This is a genomic window from Cupriavidus sp. FW305-F7 (assembly GCF_058782875.1).
In genome coordinates this window covers 118,328-141,680 of record NZ_JBYSYC010000001.1, presented here as the reverse complement: position 1 = coordinate 141,680, position 23,353 = coordinate 118,328, and the positions used below count along the sequence as shown (strand labels likewise).

General features: G+C 62.6%; 24 protein-coding genes and 1 pseudogene. 3 read left to right on the top strand and 22 right to left on the bottom strand.

All coding sequences use genetic code 11. The features are described 5' to 3' along the window. Window positions 1-57: 57 nt before the first annotated feature. The 15 genes from AC3WL8_RS00640 to AC3WL8_RS00570 all read right to left on the bottom strand — a co-directional run bounded on the left by AC3WL8_RS00640 (window position 58) and on the right by AC3WL8_RS00570 (window position 14,435). Window positions 58-1,107 (bottom strand): branched-chain amino acid ABC transporter permease, encoded by a 1,050-nt coding sequence (locus AC3WL8_RS00640; protein ID WP_492377739.1) that lies wholly within the window; start codon window positions 1,105-1,107, stop codon window positions 58-60. 122 nt (window positions 1,108-1,229) lie between these two features. Further along, window positions 1,230-2,300 (bottom strand): FAD-binding oxidoreductase, encoded by a 1,071-nt coding sequence (locus AC3WL8_RS00635; protein WP_492377738.1) that lies wholly within the window; start codon window positions 2,298-2,300, stop codon window positions 1,230-1,232. Window positions 2,301-2,304: 4 nt separating this feature from the next. Further along, the gene (gene dmpG / locus AC3WL8_RS00630) at window positions 2,305-3,327 is read right to left on the bottom strand and encodes a 4-hydroxy-2-oxovalerate aldolase (RefSeq protein WP_492377737.1); all 1,023 of its coding nucleotides are present in this window, start codon (window positions 3,325-3,327) and stop codon (window positions 2,305-2,307) included. A 20-nt stretch (window positions 3,328-3,347) separates the two neighbouring features. Further along, window positions 3,348-4,301, bottom strand: coding sequence for an acetaldehyde dehydrogenase (acetylating) (locus AC3WL8_RS00625; RefSeq protein ID WP_492377736.1), 954 nt, complete (start codon window positions 4,299-4,301; stop codon window positions 3,348-3,350). A gap of 40 nt (window positions 4,302-4,341) precedes the next feature. Then, on the bottom strand, window positions 4,342-6,207 hold the full coding sequence (locus tag AC3WL8_RS00620) for a feruloyl-CoA synthase (RefSeq protein WP_492377735.1): 1,866 nt from the start codon (window positions 6,205-6,207) through the stop codon (window positions 4,342-4,344). After that, window positions 6,204-7,367 carry an ABC transporter substrate-binding protein gene (locus AC3WL8_RS00615; RefSeq protein WP_492377734.1) on the bottom strand — a complete coding sequence of 388 codons (1,164 nt, stop codon included), beginning with the start codon at window positions 7,365-7,367 and terminating at the stop codon, window positions 6,204-6,206. The genes AC3WL8_RS00620 and AC3WL8_RS00615 overlap by 4 nt, the downstream gene beginning before the upstream one ends. A 45-nt stretch (window positions 7,368-7,412) precedes the next feature. Continuing rightward, a complete protein-coding gene (locus AC3WL8_RS00610; protein ID WP_492377733.1) occupies window positions 7,413-8,192 on the bottom strand; it encodes a 2-keto-4-pentenoate hydratase in 780 nt (259 codons plus the stop codon). Window positions 8,193-8,282: 90 nt separating this feature from the next. Then, window positions 8,283-9,299, bottom strand: coding sequence for an NAD(P)H-dependent flavin oxidoreductase (locus AC3WL8_RS00605; protein ID WP_492377732.1), 1,017 nt, complete (start codon window positions 9,297-9,299; stop codon window positions 8,283-8,285). 16 nt (window positions 9,300-9,315) lie between these two features. Continuing rightward, window positions 9,316-10,131, bottom strand: a complete 816-nt coding sequence (hcaB, locus tag AC3WL8_RS00600; protein WP_492377731.1) for a 3-(cis-5,6-dihydroxycyclohexa-1,3-dien-1-yl)propanoate dehydrogenase — start codon at window positions 10,129-10,131, stop codon at window positions 9,316-9,318. A 2-nt stretch (window positions 10,132-10,133) separates the two neighbouring features. Next, window positions 10,134-10,685, bottom strand: a complete 552-nt coding sequence (locus tag AC3WL8_RS00595; protein WP_492377730.1) for a 3-phenylpropionate/cinnamic acid dioxygenase subunit beta — start codon at window positions 10,683-10,685, stop codon at window positions 10,134-10,136. Continuing rightward, complete coding sequence (locus AC3WL8_RS00590; RefSeq protein WP_492377729.1) at window positions 10,682-12,085, bottom strand: aromatic ring-hydroxylating dioxygenase subunit alpha; 1,404 nt, start codon at window positions 12,083-12,085, stop codon at window positions 10,682-10,684. Before AC3WL8_RS00590 ends, AC3WL8_RS00595 begins: the two co-directional genes overlap by 4 nt. Before the next feature lie 10 nt (window positions 12,086-12,095). Further along, the gene (locus AC3WL8_RS00585) at window positions 12,096-12,440 is read right to left on the bottom strand and encodes a non-heme iron oxygenase ferredoxin subunit (RefSeq protein WP_492377728.1); all 345 of its coding nucleotides are present in this window, start codon (window positions 12,438-12,440) and stop codon (window positions 12,096-12,098) included. A 22-nt stretch (window positions 12,441-12,462) separates the two neighbouring features. Further along, complete coding sequence (locus AC3WL8_RS00580) at window positions 12,463-13,302, bottom strand: DODA-type extradiol aromatic ring-opening family dioxygenase (protein ID WP_492377727.1); 840 nt, start codon at window positions 13,300-13,302, stop codon at window positions 12,463-12,465. Window positions 13,303-13,312: 10 nt separating this feature from the next. Further along, window positions 13,313-13,609 carry a hypothetical protein gene (locus tag AC3WL8_RS00575; RefSeq protein WP_492377726.1) on the bottom strand — a complete coding sequence of 99 codons (297 nt, stop codon included), beginning with the start codon at window positions 13,607-13,609 and terminating at the stop codon, window positions 13,313-13,315. A gap of 4 nt (window positions 13,610-13,613) precedes the next feature. Beyond that, window positions 13,614-14,435: an alpha/beta fold hydrolase gene (locus tag AC3WL8_RS00570; RefSeq protein ID WP_492377725.1), complete on the bottom strand. Its 822-nt coding sequence runs from the start codon at window positions 14,433-14,435 to the stop codon at window positions 13,614-13,616. A gap of 174 nt (window positions 14,436-14,609) precedes the next feature. Between AC3WL8_RS00570 and AC3WL8_RS00565 the strand changes: the two genes are divergently transcribed. Continuing rightward, the gene (locus AC3WL8_RS00565; RefSeq protein ID WP_492377724.1) at window positions 14,610-15,203 is read left to right on the top strand and encodes a TetR/AcrR family transcriptional regulator; all 594 of its coding nucleotides are present in this window, start codon (window positions 14,610-14,612) and stop codon (window positions 15,201-15,203) included. 159 nt (window positions 15,204-15,362) lie between these two features. Here AC3WL8_RS00565 and AC3WL8_RS00560 read toward each other — a convergent pair whose 3' ends face one another. The 5 genes from AC3WL8_RS00560 to styA form a co-directional block, all read right to left on the bottom strand. Continuing rightward, window positions 15,363-16,091: an OmpW/AlkL family protein gene (locus AC3WL8_RS00560; protein ID WP_492377723.1), complete on the bottom strand. Its 729-nt coding sequence runs from the start codon at window positions 16,089-16,091 to the stop codon at window positions 15,363-15,365. Between the two features lie 22 nt (window positions 16,092-16,113). Beyond that, a complete protein-coding gene (gene styD / locus AC3WL8_RS00555; protein ID WP_492377722.1) occupies window positions 16,114-17,625 on the bottom strand; it encodes a phenylacetaldehyde dehydrogenase StyD in 1,512 nt (503 codons plus the stop codon). A 156-nt stretch (window positions 17,626-17,781) separates the two neighbouring features. After that, the gene (gene styC / locus AC3WL8_RS00550; protein WP_492377721.1) at window positions 17,782-18,291 is read right to left on the bottom strand and encodes a styrene-oxide isomerase StyC; all 510 of its coding nucleotides are present in this window, start codon (window positions 18,289-18,291) and stop codon (window positions 17,782-17,784) included. 45 nt (window positions 18,292-18,336) lie between these two features. Then, on the bottom strand, window positions 18,337-18,861 hold the full coding sequence (gene styB, locus AC3WL8_RS00545) for a styrene monooxygenase NADH-dependent flavin reductase subunit StyB (protein ID WP_492377720.1): 525 nt from the start codon (window positions 18,859-18,861) through the stop codon (window positions 18,337-18,339). Window positions 18,862-18,933: 72 nt separating this feature from the next. Beyond that, on the bottom strand, window positions 18,934-20,202 hold the full coding sequence (styA, locus tag AC3WL8_RS00540) for a styrene monooxygenase subunit StyA (protein ID WP_492377719.1): 1,269 nt from the start codon (window positions 20,200-20,202) through the stop codon (window positions 18,934-18,936). Between the two features lie 121 nt (window positions 20,203-20,323). Between styA and AC3WL8_RS00535 the strand changes: the two genes are divergently transcribed. Next, window positions 20,324-21,217, top strand: coding sequence for a LysR family transcriptional regulator (locus AC3WL8_RS00535; protein ID WP_492377718.1), 894 nt, complete (start codon window positions 20,324-20,326; stop codon window positions 21,215-21,217). Between the two features lie 85 nt (window positions 21,218-21,302). Beyond that, window positions 21,303-22,354, top strand: a pseudogene (locus tag AC3WL8_RS00530) (adenylate/guanylate cyclase domain-containing protein); the annotation flags it as partial. Here the strand turns inward: AC3WL8_RS00530 and AC3WL8_RS00525 are convergent. Together AC3WL8_RS00525 and AC3WL8_RS00520 are read right to left on the bottom strand one after the other, a co-directional pair. Beyond that, window positions 22,346-22,807 carry a (R)-mandelonitrile lyase gene (locus tag AC3WL8_RS00525; protein ID WP_492377792.1) on the bottom strand — a complete coding sequence of 154 codons (462 nt, stop codon included), beginning with the start codon at window positions 22,805-22,807 and terminating at the stop codon, window positions 22,346-22,348. The pseudogene AC3WL8_RS00530 and the gene AC3WL8_RS00525 sit on opposite strands and share 9 nt — an antisense overlap. 80 nt (window positions 22,808-22,887) lie before the next feature. Continuing rightward, window positions 22,888-23,313 carry a (R)-mandelonitrile lyase gene (locus AC3WL8_RS00520; protein WP_492377717.1) on the bottom strand — a complete coding sequence of 142 codons (426 nt, stop codon included), beginning with the start codon at window positions 23,311-23,313 and terminating at the stop codon, window positions 22,888-22,890. Window positions 23,314-23,353 lie beyond the last annotated feature (40 nt).

Sequence of the window (23,353 nt, the reverse complement as noted above, 5' to 3'; positions counted from 1 at the left end):
ACGCGTGCCGGGTAGACCGCCGACACGCTGGTCTTTGTTCGTCGCGATTTCCATGGTTTATTCCTCCTCAACCGGCTTGCTGACGACCGATCGCCACAACAGCACCGGGATAATCAGCGTGAAGACAATGACCTCCTTGTAGGCGCTGGCCCAGAACGAGGAATAGGATTCGAGCAGGCCGACCAGCAGCGCGCCGGCGGCCGCCAGCGGATAGCTGACCAGTCCGCCGACGATAGCGCCGACAAAGCCTTTCAGGCCGATCAGGAAGCCGGACTCGTAGTACACCGTCGTCAGCGGTGAAATCAGGACTCCGCACAGTGCGCCGATCGCCGCGGCGAGCGTGAACGACAGCCGCCCGGCCTGCGTGGTGCCGATGCCGACCAGCCGGGCACCCAGCCGGTTGACCGCCGTGGCACGCAGTGCCTTGCCGGGAAGGGTCCGTTCGAAATAGAAGTAAAGCGCCGCGATCAGCAAGCCCGCCACGCCCACCACCCACAGGCTCTGGCCGGAGACGTTGATGGTGCCAAGTTCGAAGAACGCCTCAGAGAATGACGCGGTGCGCGAGCCCTCCGCGCCGAACATCACCAGGCCCAGCCCCACCAGCGCAAAGTGGACGCCGACCGAGACGATCAGCAGCACCAGGGTGCTGGCTTCGGCCAGCGGCTGGTAGGCGACCCGGTACAGCATCGGCCCGAGCGGGATGATGATCAGCAGCGTCAGCGCGACCTGCACCGCCATCGGTACCTGCTGGCCGCCCCAGGTCTGCGCCGACAGGTGAACCGCGACAGGGAACAGCAGGTACTTCACCGCCAGCACGCCGATGCGGCGCGGCGCGGCCCGGCGCAAATCGCGGCTGCGCATCACGGCCACGAGATCGAAGATGAAAGTCAGCACACCCATGCCGACCAGCAGCAGGCTGGTCTGCGGTGCATGCCCCGCCTGCATCGCGGCCAGCGTGAGACCGCCATAGGCAACGAACTCGCCCTGTGGCAGGAAGATGACCCGCGTGACGGAAAACACCAGCACCAGGGCCAGCGCGAGCAGGCCATACACCGCGCCTGAAGTGATGCCGTCCTGCGCCAGCAGGGCGGCGGTTGTGATATCCATGTTGTCTCCTCGTACCTCGGTCAGGCGCCCGGCATGGGCGCGCTGCTATCGAAAGCTGAGTCCTTCGGCGCCATCCGGGCGCCTGGACTTCTGGTGGTACTTCTTGGTGCCCGCGCGGCGGGTTATATGGCGGGCCTGGGGTCGGTCACCGCGGTAATGAAGGCATCGCTGAAGAAGGATCCGTCCGGCAAGGCATGCTCGCGCGTGAAGGTTGCGCGGGCGGCGTCCACCATCAGCGGGTTTCCGCAGGCATAGACCTCCATCCCGCTCATGTCCGGGAAGTCATGCGCGACCGCTTCATGCACGAAGCCGCTGCGCCCCTGCCAGTCGGCATCCGGCTCGGACAATACCGGAACAAACCGCAGGCGTGCCGCGAGCGCGTCCCACTTCTGCGCCTCGTCGATTGCATACAAGTCCTCGCGTCTGCGGCCGCCCCAGTACAACACCGCGCCGCGTGCCTGCAGCGCCTGGCCGTGGGTCTTCATCAGGGAAGCGATCGGCGCGTAGCCGGTGCCGGACGCCAGCAGGATGACGGGCTTGTCGGCTTCAGACAGGACGAAGGCGCCGAAAGGCCCCTCCACCCGCAGCATGTCGCGGGGCTTCAGCGCCTGGTAGACATGGGTCGAGAACCGCCCTTTGGGCAGCGCCCTGACATGCCACTCCATCGTCCCGCTGCCGTCCGGCGCGTTGGCCATGGAGTAGCTGCGGCGGGTGCCGTCGCGCAGCAGCACGTCGCAGTACTGCCCCGCCTTAAAATCGAAGCCAGCGTTGGGCGGCACCTGCAGCCGCACCACCGTCACGTCATGGCTGACGCGGTCGGCCGACAACACCCGGGCGCCAGCCTGCACGACGCGCCGTCCGGGCACCGCCGACACCTCGGGCGCCTCGATGACCACATCCCCCTCCGGCCTTGCCATGCAGGTAAGGCAGTGTCCTACCGGGACGCCTTCCGGCTCGAAACCCTCCGGGTAGGACACGGACCCGCTCTTAATCGGCGCGCAGCAGGCGTGGCATTCGCCGCGCCGGCAACTGTGCTTCGGGAAAAAGCCGGCGCCCAGGGCCGTTTCGAGCACGGACTGGCCCGGTGCGCAGTCGAGCGTGACCCCGGCCGGTGCAAAGGTGATACGGTGTTCCGCGTGGGACCTGGCTTCTGCCGCCACGCCCGGCCGCTCGAGGGTCTGTTCCTGCGACATGGGATTATCCGGCTGTGTTCTGTTGCGACTTCAGGTCGAGGGCCACGTCCACGATCATGTCCTCCTGGCCACCGACCATGCGACGCCGGCCAAGTTCGACCAGGATATCGACGGTCTTCAGCCCATAGCGCTCCGCGGCTACCTCCGAATGGCGCAGGAAGCTCGAATAGACCCCGGCGTAACCCAGCGCCAAGGTCTCGCGGTCCACGCGCACCGGCCGGTCCTGGAGCGGGCGCACCAGATCGTCGGCGGCGTCCATCAGCTTGTACAGGTCGGTTCCGTGGTTCCAGCCCATGCGTTCCGCCGCGGCGATAAAGACTTCAAGCGGCGCGTTGCCGGCCCCCGCGCCCATGCCAGCCAGGCTGGCATCGATGCGGTTGCAGCCCTCTTCCACGGCGACCATGGAGTTGGCCACGCCGAGGCTCAGGTTGTGGTGGGCGTGCATGCCGGTGTGCGTGGCGGGATCGAGCACGTCCTTGAACGCACGGAAGCGGTCGCGCACGCCGTCCATGGTGAGGGCCCCGCCGGAGTCAACGACGTAGATGCAGGTGGCGCCGTAGCTTTCCATCAGCTTCGCCTGCTGCGCCAGCACCTGCGGCGTGGTCATGTGGCTCATCATCAGGAAGCCGACCGTGTCCATGCCGAGCTCGCGGGCGTACTCGATATGCTGGCGCGAGATGTCGGCCTCGGTGCAATGGGTCGCGACGCGTACAACGCGGGCACCCGCGTCATAGGCGGCGCGCAGGTCGTGGATGGTGCCGATGCCCGGCAGAAGCAGCGTGGCCACTTTCGCGTGCGTGACGGTTTCCGCCACGGCTGCGATCCACTCCAGGTCGGTATGCGCGCCAAATCCATAGTTGAACGATGATCCCTGCAGTCCATCGCCATGCGCCACTTCGATCGAATCGACGCGAGCATCGTCCAGCGCCTTGGCGATCGCACGAACTTGCGGAACACTGTACTGGTGACGGATGGCGTGCGAGCCGTCGCGCAGCGTCACGTCGGAGATATAGAGCTTGGTAGTCATCTTGGTGTCCTGTCTGGAATTCAAGCCGCAGCGCCGGCGGCAGCGATCTGGCGCTCCGCCAGCTTTTCGGCGGTGGCGAGCGCGGCGGAAGTCATGATGTCGAGGTTCCCCGCATAGGACGGCAGGTAGTGCGCGGCACCCTCCACCTCCAGGAACACCGTCGTCTTGAGACCCGGCAGCTTGCCCACGCCGGGGATGTTCAGCGGCCGGTCCGCACCGTAGGTTTCGAACTGCACGCGCTGCTTCAGACGATAGCCCGGTACATAGCGGTTGACGGCCGCCACCATCGCCTCCACCGCGCGCTCCACCTTGTCGGTATCAGTCGGTTCTGAGAGTGTATAGACGGTGTCGCGCATCAGCAGTGGCGGCTCGGCGGGATTGAGGACGATGATGGCCTTGCCCTTGGTTGCGCCACCCACCACTTCGAGCGCGCGCGAGGTGGTTTCCGTGAACTCATCGATATTGGCGCGCGTACCCGGGCCGGCCGATTTGCTGGAGATCGAGGCTACGATCTCGGCGTAGTGCACCTTGGTTACCGCAGCGATCGCAGCCACCATGGGAATGGTGGCCTGGCCGCCACACGTCACCATATTGACGTTATTCGCGTCGAGATGTGCTTCAAGGTTGACGACTGGCACGCAGTAAGGGCCGATCGCGGCCGGCGTCAGGTCGACCATGCGGATTCCGGGCTTGGCTTCGCGCAGCAGCTTGTCGTTCTGCACGTGCGCACCTGCAGAAGTGGCGTCGAACACGATGTCGATATCGGCGAACTCCGGCATTTCCTTCAGGCCTGCCGCGCCAGTGGCACACGTCGCCACGCCCATGCGCGACGCTCGCCCGAGGCCATCCGATGCGGGGTCGATACCGACCATGACTCCCATCTCGATATGGCGCCCATGGCGGAGAATCTTGATCATCAGGTCAGTGCCGATGTTGCCGGAGCCAATGATGGCGGCCTTCAGTTTTCGAGTCATGACTGCTTCCTTATTTGTTCCTGTCTGTTCCAGACCGGTTTCAGAGGGGATAGATGACCGACGTGCAGTCGGAGTAAAGCCGCTCGACGTCATCGGCGCGCAGCGTCAGCACGGCGCGCTGGTTGATATAGCCCTTATCGGTGATCTCGCCTTGCTCAATCGAGGGCGGCGTGGAGAGCAGCACCGCGCGGGCTGGCCGTTGCGAACTGCCGGCGCCCTTGCACAGGGCGGCCAGGATCTCGCTGAGCACCTGCCGCACGGCCGGATGCTGTCCCAGCGACTTGCCGCACAGGCTGCCTCCGCCGTCGCCGGCCAGCGCTCGAAGCGCCGCCGTAGGGAAAATCAGCAAGCCCACCTCCGCCCTGTCATGGCCTGAAACGACTGCGTCCTGGGCATAGGGCGTCATGGCTGACACCGCCGCGATACGCAACGTACCGACCGACACCCACGTGCCAGTGGTGAGCTTGAAGTCCTCGGATACGCGTCCGTCAAAGATGACGCCGGCGTTCGGGTCCGCCATATCGGCAAGCTTGCCGGCGTCTCCCATGCAATAGAACCCCTCTTCGTCGAAGGCCTCGCGTGTCTTCGCTTCGTCGCCGATATAACCGGGGAAGATCGAGGGGCCTCGCACGCGCAGTTCGTACTTGTCCTGGCAGGGGGCGAACTTCAGTTCCACGCCGGGCACCGGCACACCGATATTGCGGGTCTCCGTGGTCCGGAAGTGTGCGCTGGTGACGACCGGCGAGGTTTCCGTCGAACCCCACTCGGTTGTAAAGAACAGCGGCACGTCTCGAACCCGCGCTGCAACCGCGCGCAGTCGTTCCGCGCATTGCTGAGGCAGTGCCGCAGCGGCGAAGAAGAGCATGTCGAGGCGTCCGAACAGCGCCCGGGCCAGCGATTCGTCGGCCTCCAGGTAGGGCAACAGCACGTCGTAGCCGCGTGGGACATTGCAGAACAGCGTAGGCCTGACTTCGCGAATCCCTTTCAGCGTGGCCTCGATTGCCCCCGGTGCCGGACGACCGCTATCGATGTACAGTGTGCCGCCATTGCGCAGCACCAAGTTGAAGTTGTGATTGGCGCCGAACGTATGGCTCCATGGCAGCCAGTCGAGCACAACGGGGTGCGCCTTGTCGACGAAGGGCCAGCACTGCGCGATCATCTGCTGATTGGCGCACAGCATGCGATGGGTATTCGGCACCAGCTTGGGCACGCCGGTCGACCCGGAAGTCAGCAGGATGCGGGCGACCGTGTCGCTGCCGACTGCGGCGAACGCAGCATCGACCTCAACCCGAGGCGCGGTGTCTAGCAGCGTGCTGAAAGGCAGTGCATCGCCCTCTGCTGCTTCCGTGAAGACCACCGGGCACGCCGGCTTCCACGCGAAGATCGCCGCGCCATATTGCGTGGCATTTTCCGCATAGAGCAGACCTGGCTGCAGCCGATCGAGAATGGCATGCAGCTTCCCATGGTCCTTGGCAACCACGGTGTAGGCAGATGACACCACCGCAATACGCCGGCCGACATGCATGGCGCCGAGCGAAAGCAAGGCCAGGTTAACGCTGTTTTCGGACAGCGCCACGACCGGGGCGTCCTCGACAACCCGCAAGTCCAGGAGGGCCTGCCCAATGCGGCGGACGGCGGCCAGTGCCTCACTGTAGCTTACGCGGCGCCAGCCCTCCCCACACCGCTCTGCCAGGAACGTGCGGCTGCCATCCTCTTGCGCCCAGTACTGCAGCCAGTCGCCGATGCAGCGCACATAGGGCTGCAGCACCTGGGTGGAGCGCAGGACGAAGCTGCCATCCTCGCGCCGGTCGATAGCGATATCGGGAGCAGACAGCGGAACCGGGCGGGCCTGGCGGGTGGCGTCGGCCGGGCAGTCGCCGAGCTGGCGGGAAGCGACGGCATTCATTTCGCGATCCTCCAGCGGCCATCCTGAATCTTGACCAACACCCGACTTGCGCTGTCATAGACCGAATGCTCGGTCTTGCTGACGCTGATGACGCCATGCGTTGCCGGCAGGTCGGTGGTGCCCTCGATGGCGTCGCGCAGTGCTTGCCGGAATGCCGGCGTACCTGGCTGCGCCGTCCTGGCCGCCGAGCCCGCTGCCTTGTCCAGCAGCAGGTACGCGTCATATGCATAGCCGGCGAATAAGTCACGCGAGCCGGCGCCGTACTTGGCTTCATAACGGGTGATGAAGTCAGCGGCCACCGCTTTGCTCGGGTGCGATAGCGGCAACTGCTCGACCACCAGCAGGGCACCCGCGGGCAGCACCACGCCGTCGGCAGCCTTGCCGCCCACGCGCAGGAAGTCATTGTTGGCGACACCGTGCGTCTGGTAGATAGCACCCTTGAAGCCGCGGTCCCGTAGTGCCGACATCGGCAACGCCGCCGGCGTGCCGCTGGCGACGATCAGCACGGCGTCGGGCCGGGACGCCATGACCTTGACCGTCTGTCCGGCCACGGACTGGTCGGTGCGGGCAAAGCGCTCGGTTGCCACCAGTTTGATGCCGGCCGCCTCGACTCGCGGCTGGATATCCTTCAGCCAGGCCTCGCCGTAGGAGTCGTTGTAGCCGATGAACGCCAGCGTACGCACCTTCCTTGCAGCCATGTCATCCAGCAGCGCGGCGGACATTACGCCTACCGGCTGGGGCAATGAAAACGACCAGGCCAGCCAGCCCGGCTTCGGCACGAACGGGCTCAGCGCGATCGCGGGAGTTTTGCCTTCGGCCGCCACCGTGGCCACCGCGATGGAGGCCGGCAAGGTTGACGAGCCGATGATCACGTCAACCTTGTCTTCCTCAATCAGACGGCGGGCATTCTTCGATGCTGCGGTAGGATCGGTGCCGTCATCGAGCACCACATAGCGCACGGGCTTGCCGCCCAGCGTCTTCGGCAACATGCCAATTGTCTGCTTCTCGGGAATGCCCAAGGACGCACCCGGGCCGGTTGCGGATAGCGTCACCCCGATGGTGATCTCGCCGGACTGTGCCTGCGCCTTGCCCGAAAAAACGGTAAGCGCTGCCGAGGTGGCCAGCACGATGGCTGCCGCCTTGAAGATTGCTTGTTTCATATTGTCTCCAGCGTCCCGCTCTCGGAGGCGGGAACGACGATTGATTTACTCAGTGCGGCAATTCACCCGCCCGAGCCCCCCTGCTTCAAGCAGTAAGTCTTCCCCCGCCCGGATCGGAAACATGGGTCCCAATGCACCAGAAAGCACGACGTCGCCGGCGCGCAGGGGCGCTCCCACCTTGAGCATGGTCTGAGCCAGCCACCAAGCGGCGTTCAGGGGGTGACCCAGGCAGGCAGCGCCGCTGCCCTCCGAACTCACCTCGCCATTGCGCAGGAAGCGCATGCCGCATTCCGGCAGGATCACGTCGGTCAGGCGCTTCGGGTCTGCCCCCAGCACGTAGAGACCACAAGAGGCATTGTCCGCAACGGTGTCGACCAGCGTGATGCGCCAGTCCTGAATCGCGCTGTCAACGATCTCGATCGCCGGCAGCGCATACTCGATTGCGCTCAGGAAACGGCCCCAGGTCAGGTCGCCTTCGAGGTCTTTGCCCATCACGAAGGCCACCTCCCCTTCCGCCTTGGGCTGGATCAGCGTGGAGACGGGCACGGCCATGCCGCTGACGTACTCCATGTCGGCGAAGAGCACGCCGAAGTCGGGCTGGTCGACGCCGAGCTGCTTCTGCACAGCAACCGACGTCAGGCCAATCTTCTTGCCGCTGATGACTCTGCCTGCCTCAACGCCACGCCGGGTGTTGACCTCGGCAACGGCATAGGCGTCGTCAAGGCTGGCAATGCCGTAGGACTCGGAGATACGCGGGATCGGCGCGCGGTCTTGCCGGGCCTGGTGCAGCGCGTCGGCTGCCTGTTGGATACGAGGGGCTGTCATCCTGTGTCTACCTTGTCGTTTGATTCTGGGGACGTCGCGCGTGTGCGTCTGTCCGTCCCGTTACTGCACTTCAGGACACGTCAGGCCGGTTCAGGCCGACGCGGGGCTGCCGGTGTAACGGTGCATCAGCGCAGCCGTGGCAGCCTGCTCGCCACGCAGGCAGGCGATATAGTCCGTCTCCAGCTCCGCCACCACCTGTGCGACAGTGGCCACCGTGCGCACCGCGCCGACGCCATGCCCGGCAGACCAGACGTCCTTCCAGGCCTTTGGTGCCGCCACGATATCGCCAGAGAAATCGATCCTGCCTTCCACCTTGAGTTGCTCGGGCGTGAAGCCGGCGGCCTCGAGCGTCGGCTTGAGCCAGTTGGCCGGCACGCCGGAGACGGCGCTGGACAGCGCGAGATCCTCCATGCGGCTCGCCACCAGCAGGTCGCGGTATTGCTGGGGCACCATGCTTTCCGGCGTTGCAATCAGCCGGGTGCCGACCACCACGAAATCGGCACCGAGTAACTGTGCCGCACGGATATGTGCGCCGCTGGAGATGGCACCGGCCAGGCCGATGGGGCCGTCCCAGAACTCGCGCACCTCGGCCAGGAACGAGAACGGGTGGTATTGGCCGGTATGACCGCCGGCACCGCTGCTCACCAGCACCAGGCCATCCACGCCAGCCTCGATGGCCTTGCGCGCCAGTGCCGGCGAAATGACATCGGCCATCACCAGCCCGCCATAGGTGTGCACCCGATCCAGCACCCGGCGTGGGCTGCCCAGCGCAGTGGTGACAATGCCGGGCCGGTAGCGCTCGACCAACGCCATCTCGGCGTCGAAGCGGTCGTAGCTGCTGTGCACGATCATGTTCAGTGCCCACGGCACCGTCGGGCTATCCTTGGCATGCGCGGAGATCTGCGCAAGCGCCTGGTCTAGCGCCTCGATATTTCGAGCGTTGGGCGCGGCATAGGTGCCGATGATGCCCGCGCTGAGGCTGGCGCACACCAGTTCAGGGCCAGAAACCAGGAACATCGGTGCGGCCATCACCGGCAGGCGCGCAGCGGAGAAGGTCGCGCGCAACGCTGCGTGCGCCGAGGCGGAATTTGGAATGGGGGCGTTCATATCTTCGTTATTTCTTTCAGTCGCGCGGTCGTCGCGCGGGCCGCCCACGCACTTCCCAGCCGCCATCGCTTTGCAGGATGGCTGCCGTGGTGGCCGGCGAATTGGTACGGGAGGCGAGCAGCACGTAGTGCCCGGTGTGGTCCTCCGGCTGCGCAATGAAGCCGAGCGGCACCGCGTCAGCCACGGCATCGCTGAAGCCTGGAATCTCCGACAGCTTTGCGTCCTGCTTGCCCAGCGACTCCGGTCCCTTCAGCGGCGTCACCGTGCCGCCTGGCGCAACGCCATTGACGCGCACATCCGGTGCCAGTTCATACGCGAGCTGCTTGATCAGCCCGACGCAAGCGTGCTTTGACGCCACGTATGCGGGGCCGCCGCCACCGGCATAGAACGCCGCATTGGAAAGCGTGAAGATCATGCTGCCGCGGCTTTCGCGCAGCGCAGGCGCCGCTGCATAGGCCGCCAGCAGGTAGCCCAGCACATTGATATCGAAGACTTCCCGGTAGGTTTCCGCGGCCTGCTGCCCGTCAACGAACTTGCGCAGCGGCGCAAAGTAGTCCCACACACCCGCGTTGCCGACCAGCGTATCGAGCTTGCCAAAGGCCTTAAGCGTATTGGCCACGGCTTCGGCGTTGGCCTCCGGCGAGCGCACGTCGCCGACAGTGATGGCCACACCTTCGCGAAACTCTTTGCGCAGGCTGTCGGCACCGCTGGCGCTGCGCACCAGCACGCCGATCCCCCTGGCCCCTTCGGCCAGGAAGCGCCGCACCACTGCCAGTCCGATGCCGGAGTTAGCCCCGGTGACCAGCGCCACATCGTCATTTAGCCAGCCCATGGTCACAGGAAGGTGTTGAGATTCTTGGACATGAACAGGGACTGCGTAATCACGATCTTGCGACGCGCGATTCGAAAGGCACCGTCCACCAGGCGCAGCAGATCTTCGCGCCGGCCCAGCAGCAGGTCGTTATCGGCCTCGCCGCGGCTGCGGTAGTTGACGAAGACCGAATGCACGACGAACTCGTCCTCTGCCCCACCGTGCAGCGCTTCGATGTTGCTGATCACGTGCACGTGACGCGTCGGCGGATCCTCGGCCCAGGCCGAAGGCTGCTTGAAGCGCGCCACCCGCCGTTCCAGGTCAAGGTGGTTGTCGTCGAAGAAGGCGCCGCGGCCCGCCGCATAAGCGCCCAGCTTGTCGGCGCGGCGGCGGTTCTCGATCGCCGGCATCCAGTAGTGGATATCGGGGGTCACCAGGGCGAGCCATTCCTCCCAGGCTTCGCCATCCAGCAAGCGCGCCTCGCGGAACAGGAACTGCTCGATGCTGTGCGCGGTCTCACGGTCCACCGGCTGCTCGCCTGTCGCCTCGGGCAGGGATTTCGGCAGCGCGCTCATGCGACCTCCTTGGCGTTGCTCTGGTAGGTATAGGCGCTGTCTTCCAGGCTAGCCTGGTCGCGTACCGGCACTTCGGACCAACTGCGCGAGCGCATCAGGTCGAGCCAGCGCTGGTAGAACGCGCGGTGGTTGGCCTCGTTCACCTGGTTGCGGTAGACGTTGCCCGGCAGTTCGCTATCCTCTACGCGCGAGCCGCGGCCCAGGCCCATGTACAGATCCTGCTGGCGTGTGACGAATCCCGCGTTGGTGCGTGTCGAGAACTCGAAGTTCTCGCCGTCATCCATCTCGAACACGCCCGACGGCGAGAAGGTCATCATCGTTCCCTTCAGCCAGCGGTCCTTGATGTCCTGCGGCGCACTCTTGTTAACAATGGTCCAGGTATGCAGCTCGATCTGTCCCGGGCCGCGCGGATGCCAGACCCGGAACGTGTTCTGCCCCGGCAGGAACGACAGGTTCGGGAACACGCTGACCGACGAGATCGAGCCGATCATCTTGGAGCGGAACTCGCCCAGGCGTTCCGCAACCTTCGGCTGGATGCTGTACAGGTATTTGCGGATTTCCTTGTCGCCCAGCGTCGCGGCGTTCCCCACCACGTCCAGGTTGAACTCCCAGCCATGGCCGTTGAAGTTGACGTGATAGGAATCGGGATCCTTGTAGACCTCGGCAACCGGCCCGCCTAACATGGCGCGCGCGGCCGAGTCGTGCGTCCACAGTGCGTGGTAGATGTCGCCGATGAAGTTCTCGACTGGGACCTTCCAGTTGCAGTTGATCACCGACTTCACGCAACCGCCGACAAACTCCGTGCCCTGCCCGTCCATATCGAGCATCACATCGAGGTAGTAGCGGAAGTCGCCCAGGTAAGACTCGAGCGACGGCGCATCCGGGTCCATGTTGCCGAACACCAGGCCCTTGTAGGTCGCCACCTGCGCCACCGGGTGCAGGCCGTGCTCGGCCCGGTCCATGCCGCTGTCCTCGAACAGTTCCTGCCCCGCCATGCCGCGCAGCGCACCATCGATACCGAAGGCCCAGCCATGGTAGTTGCAGACGAAGGTCCGGGCGTTGCCGGCGTCGGTAAAGTTCAGCTTGTTGCCGCGATGCGGGCAAGTGTTCAGGAACGCCTTGATCGATCCGTCCTTCTGGCGCACGACGATGACATTGTCTTCCGCCATGTAGGTGGTTACGTAATCTCCGGACTTGGGGATCTGGGACTCATGCGCCAGAAACAGCCAGCTACGCGCGAAGATCTTCTCCAGCTCCTGCTCGTAGATGCGATGGTCCCAGTAGACCCGGCGCGACAGGCGGCCGACGTCGAGGTCGATCAGGCGGTCGAGCCCACTCAGCGGTTCGCTGACGGGATCCTTTCGCAGGCGTTCACAGTTACCCGTGCAGTCGTGTGTCATGTCACTTTCCTCAGATTGCCGACGTAGCGGCTTCGGACTCCTGCTCCAGGTCGGCATAGATCTCGTCGCCTTCCTCGATCACCTTGTAGGTGCGCAGGTCCACCGTGCAGGGAAATGCCATGGCCTGGCCGGTGGGAATATGGAACTGCCCGTCATGCAGCGGGCAGGCGATCAGGTCGCCATCGACGATCTCGCCGTCTGACAAGGATGCGGTCGCGTGGGTGCACACATCGCTGGTGGCATAGAAGGCACCGTCGACGTTATAGACCGCCAGCGGGCAGCCATCGGTCTCGATCTTGCACACCTGGCCGGGCTCGAGCGCTTCGCGCTTCAGGAGGAATACTTTCTTGCTCATGTCTGCTATCCGTCTGCGTGCCTTACTGCCGATGCAGTTGCACGAAACCAAGGCCGGTCACCCATTCCGGGACCGCTTCGTAGGCAATGACCTCGCCGCGCGCGCCCTCGAGGGCGCCCATGGCGCAGGCCCAGTTGCGGATCTCCATGCCGCCGTTGCCGCCATTCGCGAGGATGTATTCGTCGCTGAGTGCGGCCAATGCGGCCAGGTCGCCACGCTGGGCGTAATCCAGGATCTGGTGGTCGAATTCCGCGTTGACGCGGCCCATTTCCGCCGTGCCTACCCAGTGGCTGATGCCCCCGCTGCCAATCACGGCTACGCGCTCACTGGCGTCGAATGACTCCACGGCTTCGCGGATCTGGCGTCCGACTTCGATGGCTCGTGCGATCCGGATGTACGGGTCCACGCCGGCAGCCAGGTACACCGGCACGGTGCCGACAGTGCGGCCGGCTTCGCGCATCGGCTGGATCATCAGTTGGTTCGGGATTGCGATGGCGTGGTCTACTGTCAGGGCACGGGCAACCGCCCAGTCGAAGCCACGCGCATGACCATCGGCCGCGATATGGGCAGCCAGGTCTTCGCTGTTGGGGATGTGCCCGCGCTTCAGGCCCGGCATCGCGTCCAGCGGGCCGTCAACGTCGCCGGTGCTGATGAGGTAGCTCGGCAGGCAGGCCGTGCCGAACAGCATGTAATGGTCAGCGCCCACCACGATGACGCTGGTCGGCTCCAGTTCAGCCAGGCGCTGTGCGCAGGTGGCAAATGCCCCCCACATACGATCCTGTACGGCCGGTGCCGGGGCCCGCGGGGCTACGAACATCACCGGGTCGTGCGGCACCAGGAAGCCGCCTACGATTTGTCCCATCTCTGCCTACCTATTGCTTCAGGGCAGCGCTGTGAAGCGCCTCGGACGCGCCCACGGGGCGCAGCTTCTTCATGTAGGCGCGCATGTCGCGCTCGGGCGAGAGCTCCTGCCAGAACCCCATGGTCAGCATGGGGTTCACGCCGGCCTGCTGGAGCCCGAGCACGTCAAATCCGATCAACATCGCGCGCTCAGCTTCCGTCAGCGCAAAGCGCTGCAGGAAGGCTTCCGGGTCATCGCGGAAGCGCTGCTTGGCGGACCGGTCGACGGTCAACTGGTGCAGCACCCGCTCGAGTACGTTGCGGCTCATGGCGTCAGGCGATGAAGTCGGTAACCAGCTTCAGGAAATCGGCCCGGCGCTCGGTCTGCACCCAGTGGCCGCAGCGGCCGAACAGGTGCAGGTCGGCGTTCGGAATCGCGCGCGCCAGCAACTGGCCGCAGGCCGACGGCACCACGCGGTCTTCGCGGCCATGCAGCACCAGCGTGGGCGCCTCGATCTTGGCCACCACATGCTCCGGAAAGCCCTTGACGACGGTCGGCCCCTCGGCGTTCGGCTGCGGAATCAGCTTGCGCAGCGCCTCCTGGGCGCCGGGACGGGCGCTGGCTTCATAACGCGACTGCACCATCTCCGGCGTGATGATCGACTGGTCATACGGGAACAGGCGCATGGTCTTCTCCATGTTCTCCAGCGACGGCTCGTATTCCCAGGCCGAGCGCAGCCCCGGGGTCTGTTCGAACTCTCCGGCCGGCGTGCCCAGCAGCACGAGCTTCTCGACGCGCTTGGGATCGAACACGGCCAGACCCAGCGACAGCGCGCCGCCGAACGAGTTGCCCACGAACGAGGCGCGCTCGATATCCAGCGCGTCCATGATCCCGACCAGGTGGCGGACCCACAGCTTGATGTCGTACTTGGTGCCGTCCTTGAACTCGGTGAAGCCGAAGCCAGCGATGTCCGGCACGATCACGCGGAACGACTGCGCCAGCTCGTTCATCACGCCCTTCCAGTTGCCCCAGCCGGACACCCCCGGACCCGAGCCGTGCAGCAAGAACAAAGGCTTGCCCGAGCCCTGGTCGAAGTAATTGGTCTGGTGGCCAGCGGCGACCAGGGTCGAACCCACACCTTCAAATTTGCCCATCGCGTTTCTCCATACACATACGTATGTGTATGGTATGTAGTGAGATGATCCAGGTCAAGAACGAATTCTGGCAAAAAGCATGAGGGTTTACGCGCAATACACCGGCTGGCCGACCATACACTAGTGCATTTTCACGCAGTAGTAGAATCGTGCACATTGCATATGGAGAACTCGATGACGAAAGCCACGCCAGGTGCCGCAGCCCCTGCGCGCAACCAACTGACGCCTGAGGACTGGATCAAGGCTGCCCGCAACCTGCTGGTGAGCCGGAGCGTGGACGCGGTCCGGGTGGAAGTGCTGTCAAAGGAACTTGCCGTCACGCGCGGCAGCTTCTACTGGCATTTCAAGGATCGCGACGATCTGCTACGCCGTATGCTCGAATCATGGCGCGACGAGGCCACGGAACAGATCATTTACCGCTTCGAGCGGCGTAACCTGACCCCGCGCGATCTGATCCGCGACCTGCTGTCATTGCCTTTCCGAGGAATCTCGGCCCAGGAAGCGGCATCTACGGAATTGGCTATTCGCGCTTGGGCGCGCCGCGAAGAGCGCGTGCGCCAGGTGCTGGATGAGGTCGACGCCAAGCGACTGTCTTATATTTCGCAGTGCTTCAGCGCACTCGGCTTCAGCATTGCCGAAGCGCGGGCGCGGGCGTTTGCACTGTACAGCTATGAATTGTCCGAGTCATTGCTTTCGCACCAGGGCAACGACGAGCAGAAAGCGGAACGTCGGGCCGTCATGGAGAGGCTACTGCTAACACCGAGCTGATAAGCAAAGCTGATAAGCAATTGTCTCGTCAGCTAAGCGACTCGCGTATGATCGTAGGCTCTGCTGGACGGTAGGTTCCAACATGGCCCAGTGGCGGACGGATCGTTATTGCCGTCAAAATGAACGGGCCGGCACAACCAGCGGCCGGCCAACGCACGGCTAAAAGTTGATTGAGATACCTGCCTGGGTGACCAATGGATCCAGACGCACGGTTGCATGCACAGGTGCCGGACCGAGATCCCCCGTAGCGCGGGTTCGGACAATAAATTTCTTTACATCAACAAACACGCCGATGTGCCTGGTGATGCGGTACTCAAGTCCGCCCTGAAACACGCCTCCCCATGCGTTCCGCGCTTGCAGATTCGTCACCGCACCGTCGGTCGTGTCGAAAATCTTCAAGTATGTGACCCCGGCCCCAAGATACGGGACCACTCGATCGCTTGAGAAGCTCGCTAGCCGATACTGCAAAGTAAGAGCCGCAGGCGCATACTTAACCTCGCCGATTTTTCCGACGCTTTCGACCGTACCTGCCCCATATAGCGAGGTCGTCGGTGGTACGCCCACAGTCAGCCCTAGCGAGAAATGCGGACTCAGGCGATAGCCGAACTCAGCGAGAAATGCGGCATTGTTCTTCACATCTGCGCTACCGCCAGGAACCGGCTGCCCTCCAGCCGTGAGATCTGCGCTCGCGTTGAAGGCAATCCATGCCGGACCGGCCCTGATCCACCATTTTCCATCGTCAGGTGTCTCCTGCGACGATTGCCCATACGCGACTCCACACAGCGCGGCCAATGCGAGTACCGAAGCATGCCGCAAGCTACAGCGAGCAAGCTGAAAACAGCCGATTCTCACTAATGTCTCCAATTTTAATTTTCCGTTTATCTTCATACGCGATTTAGCGTCCCAGAGATCACAAGGTTGGGTACGCAATGCAGAAGGATTTCGTCGTGGTGTACGTCTCGATGGCAGCGGCACCATGCTCACGGCCAGAACCCGATTGCTTGAACCCGCCGAAAGGAAGATTCGGGTCGACCATGTTGTGGGTGTTCACCCAGACGGTCCCAGCTTCGATGGAGTCGGCCAAAGACATGGCGCTGGCGAGATCGTTAGTCCAGACACTGGCCCCAAGTCCAAAAATAGAATCGTTCGCGAGTCCGACGACGTCGCTGATGTCGTCGAACGGCATAGCAACAAGCACGGGGCCAAAGATCTCTTCCTTCAGGATTCGGACGGACTGACCCTGTTCGGTTGCAAAGACCGTTGGCTTCACGAAGTAGCCACCACCAGGAACTCCCCCTTTGCCGCACAAAATCTCGGCGCCATCTTCGATTGCGGAACTGATCAGTCGATTCACGCGATCGCGATGGTGCGCAGACACCAGCGGCCCCATTTGTGCCGACTCGTCGAGACCCGACCCAAGCACCATGTTGTCGGCAATTGACGCCACGCGTCCCACCACGTCATCGAAAATGCTTCGGTGCACGTACAGTCGAGAGCCTGCGGTGCAGACCTGTCCGTGATTGAAGAAGATTGCGCTCGCCGCACCCTGCGCGGCGACAGCCGGGTCGCAATCCTTGAGGACGACAACCGGGCTCTTTCCGCCCAGTTCAAGCGACGCTGGCTTGAGGTTTCGACCGCATGTTTCGCCGATAAGGCGACCAACCTCCGTTGATCCCGTGAAGGTAATTTTGTTGACCCACGGATGCGATACCAGCGCGGACCCCGCGGTTTCACCCCGTCCGGTAACGACGTTGAGCGCGCCGGCCGGCAAGCCAGCCTCAATGGCCAGCTCGCCTAGACGTATGGCAGTCAGCGGCGTCTCTTCCGCCGGCTTCAAGACAACGGTGTTGCCGCACGCCAGGGCGGGCGCAATCTTCCAGACGGCCATCAGCAGCGGGAAGTTCCAAGGGACGATGGCACCGACCACGCCCACCGGAATGCGGCGAGTGTATGCGGATGTGCGAAGCTCTGGAGGCAATGGCAGAGAAAGGTCGAGCGTCGCGCCTTGGATCTTGGTCGCCCAGCCCGCCATATATCGCAACCACTGGGCGCTCGCACCTACCTCGAACATGCGTGAGTACTGAAGCAGCTTCCCATTGTTAAGCGTCTCGAGACGCGCAAGTTCCTCTCCGTTTTCCTCGATCAGGTCCGCCAGGCGCAAAAGCACTCGCTCCCGCGCTGCCGGGCTCATATTCCTCCAAGGCTTCGAACGGAAGGTCGCACTGGCCGCCGCTACCGCACGATCCACATCCCCGTCGCCTGCATCGGGAACCGCGGCGATCTGCTGCCCGGTAGCCGGATCGAAAACCGGGATCGTGCGGCCCGACTCTGCTTGGACTTTGACACCATCAATGAGCATCGGGTAGATCACCACATCCGATGCCGCTTCCACCCTACCGTGCGCCATATCATTCATTTCCATTTCTCCATTCGTTCTTCACTGACCGTGCGACCGACGAGCACCGCCCTCGCGCAGAAGGCGCGCGATCTGATCAAGATATGTGGGATACGCGAAGGGGGCCACGTGGCCCCGTATCGCGCGGGTTAAGGCTTACGCGCTACGCGAGCAGGGTTCCGCTCAGATCTGCTGAGCTTCATTGAGGTGCTTCCAATTAGCTGTCGAACGCAACGCGCTCAATCCGATAACCAGCAGTGCACCCATCGCGAGAACGCCAAAGAGGTATGCTGGCGCAAGTGCGATCACGCCAAAGATATCCGTCGGCCCGAAATGGTTGTCGCCAAAGGAGAGACCGCGATTGCCGGCGAGATTGGCGAAAAAATAGAAAACAACGTTGGACCATCCGTCGCAGACGACGATCCAGCCAAGCAGCGCCTTGGTTTTTTCCGCCACCCGTAGGCCCGGCATAACGAATGCAACCGCGATCACCATCATGCCGTTAAGAGCGGGGCCGATGTGAGCGCGTGCCCAGCCCTCGGCAGTACCAGGAACATTGAAGTTCACCATGTATCCTGGGAACAACTCGAAGCCTCCGAGCAATTTCATCCACAGACCAAGACCGAACAACAGCGTGCAGAAAATCATCAACACGCCGTGTCCTGCCATTCGCTGCTGCAGTGACTTATCCATGTTTGTCTCCTTCATTTGGCTATTTATGTATGGCTGCGTGCCGACTCATCCTTGCCGAGGCTGACTCCAGTGCTGGGGGGTGTGGTATTGACTGGCAAAGAACAAGAGAGGCGCTCCGTTGGTCGCGTCACAATTTACGACGCGTGCAATAAACAACGTGTGATCATGAATCTCCACACGCTCGACAACTTCACACTCAAAGCATGCAAGGTGAGAGCTCAGGACTGGCACCTCGCCGCACATCGCGAAGTCGGGCACGAACTCGTCTGAAGAGCGCCCGCTGAACTGGACCGAACAGGATTTTTGCTGATCGTGAAGTATGCTCACGCCAAATCGCCCATGCTCGGAGATCAAGCGGTGCGTCCTGCCTGGCCGAAGAGAGATCAGGATGGTGGGTGGATCAAGGCTGACTGACGAGAAACTATTGATCGTCATGCCATGCACGCTGCCGATCGTTTCACCGCGCACCGTCACTACGGCTATGCCCGTCGCGAAAAGCGAGACCGCTTTGCGAAACCGGGTGCGATGTTCCTGTGTACTTGCGACTGCAAGCTCATCCAGTGTTTGCATTTGCTGCCCCATATTCCGCCTTCTTCACGACGAAGAAGGCTTCCTCGAACAAGAACTGCCCTGGCTTACCGACTAGGCGGCCATCGGTGTGAGCTCCGTCGTGGCGCTTGATGCCTGAATGCGCTCGCGCCATGCGGCCATTCGCTGGGGACTCGAGAAGCAGTCCCATTGGCGCTCCGGATAGTTGAAGTTGTTGGTGAATTCATCGGCCAGCGCGCGGTTCTGATAGCAGTGCAGAATGAACGCTCGCAGCTCTTCCGGAAGTGTTCTCAGGTTCGTCAGCATGTAATTCGTCCAGCGCGTTGCGCTAAGGACGCGATCCTGCCGGCGCATATTGACGTGCTCACAGAACCGCTCGTCGAATACCTCCTGACGGACGATCTCCTCGCCCAGGATCCACGCTGCATACGACGCCATGTTCGCGCCCTGCCCGAGCACAGGATCGACTGTGGCGTGCACATCACCCAGCGCAATCGCCATCTTGCCGTCATCAAGACGCATGTGCGTCGTCCGCACGGTGGGTGTAACGCCACCTTGCAGAATGTCGAGCGGGCTGTTGGCGAGATCGAACTCGCGCTCATCAATACGCTCCGCCACACTGGGATGGTGTTTGCGCAGCTTTCCGAGAAGCATGTCGAGGAACGCGCGGGGGTCCTCGTCGTACTTTTGCCTGGCGACGATTTCCATGTCTCCGCCTGGGATGTTCTCGATAACCAGCGCGCTTACCATGCCACCGAAAGACACCGTTGGAATCTCGATCATTTCGCCGTGACCCGGGGCAAATGACATCGTGACCGCCCGAACAGCGTCCGGGGCGATGCCCTTGAACAAGCCTGCACAGAGCAAGCGCTGCGGGCGATCAAAAGGTGAGTGTTCTGCTTGATGCTGATACATCTGGCCGAGTGGCCCTTTGCCCGTGCATACGACGAGCAGGTCGAATTCCGCGGAAAGACGCGGAACATCCTCGGCTTCCAGCGTGCGGTATTCGATCTTGCCACCCCGCTCCAGGAAATCCTGCATCAGTGCCGGTTGATAAATGCGATAGTCGACAGCACGACTCGGCGCCTTCAGATCGCCATAGAAGCGCAGCGGCTGAGGGCCTCCAATGTAGTAGTAATGCCCGAAGTATCCCTGTTGCGGCCAGTGATCCACGTTCAGGGCCTGCTCGCGCGTGATGGTCACCGAATGATGCGCCACCGTATTGAGCAACCGCATCTCTGCGTATTCTTCCGGTTTGCGATCCGTGTAGATGGTGGCCTCCACCCCGTGCTGCAGAAGGTAAAGTCCGAGGTGAAGGCCCGCCGTGCCGGCGCCGATGATCCCAATCTTCTTCTCAGCCACTTGTGTCTCCTTTGGTTTGTCGCACTGCATTGCGAGCAAATATATGCCTAGGCGATTCACTCGAAAAGCCCGCCAAGTGGTATAAGATATATTCCAGTTTGGATTGAATCGAGAGCGTCACATGGACAACAACCTCCAGAGTCTCCAGGCCTTTCTTCGGACCATCGACATGGGGAGCTTTTCGGCAGTCGGTCGGGATCAAGGAATCTCCCAGTCCGCCGTAAGCAAGCAGATCGCGGGTCTTGAGGCCACGCTAGGGATGCAGTTATTCAGGCGTACCACGCGCAAGCTCAGCCCTACGAGCGAGGCACTGCACCTCTACCCGTATGTGCAGCAACTGCTTGACGCCATTGATGTGATGAAATCAGAAGTGCATGGCTTGCCCGCGGATGGCATCGGTGGGACCTTGCGCATCACCATGCCGAGCTCATTCGGGCGCAAGATCATCATGCCGCTGCTGCCTGAATTTCAGCAGCTCCACCCTCGCCTCGTTCTCGAATTGGTGTTTGCAGACGGTGTGCTCGATCTTGTAGAAGAGGGAATGGAGCTGGGCATTCGCATCGGCATGCTGCCTTCAAGCACGCTCGTTACTCGTTCGCTTGGCCTGGCCCAGCAGAAGCTCGTCGCAACGCCAGATTACCTGATGAGACAAGGCAGACCGGAAGTACCTACGGACTTGACCAATCACCGATGCATTACGCTGGTGGGTACCCAGCGATCCGCTCGTTGGGAATTTGAGTCTGAGCATGGCAGACACGCCGTTGATGTCGCTGGTCCGGTTCGGGTGAATGACCTTGATGCCATCTACGACGCTACGCTGTCCCACATGGGGATCTCGATTGTGCCTGAATGGCGGGCCTCGGACGATATCCAGTCTGGCCGACTCGTGACGCTCTTGGGCGAATTTTTTCCTCTGCCCCAGCCAGTCAACGTCGTGTATCCGCAAACTCGTTTCCTGTCGCAACGCGCAAGAGTCTTCATCGACTTCATCAGCGCGCGGATCCGGCGGCTATAACAGTACTGAACTGCATTGATGCGCCTGTCGCGGTGCAACGCACGCGCGCCCCCGCGCATTCTGCAGACGGGTTGACAGGTGAAGCATGGCTATCATCAGCCGCCGAGTGTCCTCCGACGGTGAAGCGCCTCGCGAGCGTGATGTAACACTTTCTGCGAGCGATGCCTTCGGGACCAACCGGGATAAGCTCGCGCGCATCATAGTGGATGCGATGTACCAGTTCGTAGGCCTGCTGGATGTGCACGGCAATATGCTTGAAATCAACCGTGCTGCCCTCGATGCGGTGGGTATACGAATGGATGACATTTGCGGAAAACCCTTCTGGGAAGCCCGGTGGTGGGTCATATCGGCCGAGACACAGGGATTGCTGCGTGAGTTGATACTACGTGCCAGCCAAGGGGAGTTCGTTCGGTGCGATTTTGAGTTTACGGTCAAGCAATGGGCGAGGAAACAATCATTGTTGATTTTTCACTATTGCCCATTAAAGATTCGGCTGGCAACGTCGTATTTTTGCTTCCGGAAGGCCGTAATATCACTGAAAAGAAGCGGGCCGAGGAAGCGATAGCTCGGAAGAATGAAGAACTGCAGGCAAGCTGGGAGCTGATACGTCGCCAGCGAGACGAGCTCCAGTATCTTTACGACAGAATCGTGTCGGAGCAGAAATTGTCTGAACGGCTACTGCTAAATCTTCTACCCTGCCCCATCGCCGAGCGACTGAAGATTCGTCCAGACTTGATCGCAAACAGCATTCCGGAAATTATCGCCGACAGCTTTCCTGAAGTCACAGTTCTGTTTGCGGACATTGTCGCGTTCAGCCGATTTTCGGCCGGCATGAGCCCAGAGCAGTTGGTGGCAATCCTAAACGAAATTTTTACCGAATTCGATACGATTGCAGACGACCGCGGTCTCGAGAAGATCAAGACCATCGGTGATGCTTACATGGCCGCCGCTGGGCTACCTGAGCCAGCAGACGATCACGCAGTCCGCGCTGCGCATATGGCGCTAGATATGATCGACGCGCTCAAGCTATTCAACCAGCGCAGCGGCTATGACCTGCAGATGCGCATCGGACTCAACAGCGGACCTGTGGTCGCGGGCCCACCGGCCCGACGGCGTTTCAGGTGCGGTCTAATGGGCGTTGTATTGCTCATCGGTGACTGTCTCCATCCACGTAACGCTCTTGCCGTCCAATGTACCGGTGACGGCCAGGTGGGTCCTCGCGGTGGTGGGCGCGGCGCCGTGCCAGTGCTTGACGCCAGGCGGCCACCAGACCACGTCGCCAGGGCGGATTTCCTGGGTGGGCTTGCCCCATTCCTGTGTGAGGCCCACGCCCGATACCACTACCAGGCGCTGCCCCGCCGGATGGGTGTGCCAGGCCGAGCGCGCGCCGGGCTCAAAGGTCACCAGGCCGCCGGAGGCATTGATGTACTTGTCAGCGGGCCAGACCGGATCGAACCGCGCCCGGCCGGTGAAGTAGTCCGCAGGGCCTGTCGCCGAGGGCTGGCTGCCGGCGCGTCTGATCTGCTGGGCGGCAGCAGCCGTCGTCGTGTTAGCCTGCGGCTCGGCCGCGCCGGCCACTGCGGCTTGCATGGCAATGGTGCACAGGGCGATTCTCAAAAGAATATTCATCGAGAGTCCCTTCATCGAAGTGAAGCGCGACACGAAAGGGCTCAGCCGCTTGCGTCGGCGCCGCGCGACGGGCCTGCGAGATACTGCGCGTCGGTGACATGCTCCATCCACTCGACGTTCTTTCCATCGAGGGCTTCCTGTATCGCGATGTGAGTCATGGCCGTCGTCGACGTCGCGCCGTGCCAATGCCGATGCCCGGGCGGGCACCAGATGACATCTCCCGCGCGGATCTCGACGATGGGCTCGCCCTCGCACTGCGTCCAGCCGCAACCGGCGGTGACGATCAGCGTCTGGCCCAGCGGATGGGTGTGCCAGGCCGTGCGCGCGCCCGGCTCGAAGGTGACGCTGGCGCACGATACGCGCGCCGGTGCCGGCGGGTTGTTCAGCGGGTCGATACGCACAGTGCCGGTGAACCACTCGGCAGGGCCTCTGACGGAAGGCTGAGATCCAGCGCGTTTGAGTTCCATGGACAGGTCCTTTCAATGCTTCAATGTTCAGGTCTTGCTC

Coding starts and splice junctions, on each gene's coding strand:
- AC3WL8_RS00640 (WP_492377739.1), bottom strand. CDS start 1,107: ATGGATATCACAACCGCCGCCCTGCTGGCGCAGGACGGCATCACTTCA.
- AC3WL8_RS00635 (WP_492377738.1), bottom strand. CDS start 2,300: ATGTCGCAGGAACAGACCCTCGAGCGGCCGGGCGTGGCGGCAGAAGCC.
- dmpG (WP_492377737.1), bottom strand. CDS start 3,327: ATGACTACCAAGCTCTATATCTCCGACGTGACGCTGCGCGACGGCTCG.
- AC3WL8_RS00625 (WP_492377736.1), bottom strand. CDS start 4,301: ATGACTCGAAAACTGAAGGCCGCCATCATTGGCTCCGGCAACATCGGC.
- AC3WL8_RS00620 (WP_492377735.1), bottom strand. CDS start 6,207: ATGAATGCCGTCGCTTCCCGCCAGCTCGGCGACTGCCCGGCCGACGCC.
- AC3WL8_RS00615 (WP_492377734.1), bottom strand. CDS start 7,367: ATGAAACAAGCAATCTTCAAGGCGGCAGCCATCGTGCTGGCCACCTCG.
- AC3WL8_RS00610 (WP_492377733.1), bottom strand. CDS start 8,192: ATGACAGCCCCTCGTATCCAACAGGCAGCCGACGCGCTGCACCAGGCC.
- AC3WL8_RS00605 (WP_492377732.1), bottom strand. CDS start 9,299: ATGAACGCCCCCATTCCAAATTCCGCCTCGGCGCACGCAGCGTTGCGC.
- hcaB (WP_492377731.1), bottom strand. CDS start 10,131: ATGGGCTGGCTAAATGACGATGTGGCGCTGGTCACCGGGGCTAACTCC.
- AC3WL8_RS00595 (WP_492377730.1), bottom strand. CDS start 10,685: ATGAGCGCGCTGCCGAAATCCCTGCCCGAGGCGACAGGCGAGCAGCCG.
- AC3WL8_RS00590 (WP_492377729.1), bottom strand. CDS start 12,085: ATGACACACGACTGCACGGGTAACTGTGAACGCCTGCGAAAGGATCCC.
- AC3WL8_RS00585 (WP_492377728.1), bottom strand. CDS start 12,440: ATGAGCAAGAAAGTATTCCTCCTGAAGCGCGAAGCGCTCGAGCCCGGC.
- AC3WL8_RS00580 (WP_492377727.1), bottom strand. CDS start 13,302: ATGGGACAAATCGTAGGCGGCTTCCTGGTGCCGCACGACCCGGTGATG.
- AC3WL8_RS00575 (WP_492377726.1), bottom strand. CDS start 13,609: ATGAGCCGCAACGTACTCGAGCGGGTGCTGCACCAGTTGACCGTCGAC.
- AC3WL8_RS00570 (WP_492377725.1), bottom strand. CDS start 14,435: ATGGGCAAATTTGAAGGTGTGGGTTCGACCCTGGTCGCCGCTGGCCAC.
- AC3WL8_RS00565 (WP_492377724.1), top strand. CDS start 14,610: ATGACGAAAGCCACGCCAGGTGCCGCAGCCCCTGCGCGCAACCAACTG.
- AC3WL8_RS00560 (WP_492377723.1), bottom strand. CDS start 16,091: ATGAAGATAAACGGAAAATTAAAATTGGAGACATTAGTGAGAATCGGC.
- styD (WP_492377722.1), bottom strand. CDS start 17,625: ATGGAAATGAATGATATGGCGCACGGTAGGGTGGAAGCGGCATCGGAT.
- styC (WP_492377721.1), bottom strand. CDS start 18,291: ATGGATAAGTCACTGCAGCAGCGAATGGCAGGACACGGCGTGTTGATG.
- styB (WP_492377720.1), bottom strand. CDS start 18,861: ATGCAAACACTGGATGAGCTTGCAGTCGCAAGTACACAGGAACATCGC.
- AC3WL8_RS00535 (WP_492377718.1), top strand. CDS start 20,324: ATGGACAACAACCTCCAGAGTCTCCAGGCCTTTCTTCGGACCATCGAC.
- AC3WL8_RS00525 (WP_492377792.1), bottom strand. CDS start 22,807: ATGCAAGCCGCAGTGGCCGGCGCGGCCGAGCCGCAGGCTAACACGACG.
- AC3WL8_RS00520 (WP_492377717.1), bottom strand. CDS start 23,313: ATGGAACTCAAACGCGCTGGATCTCAGCCTTCCGTCAGAGGCCCTGCC.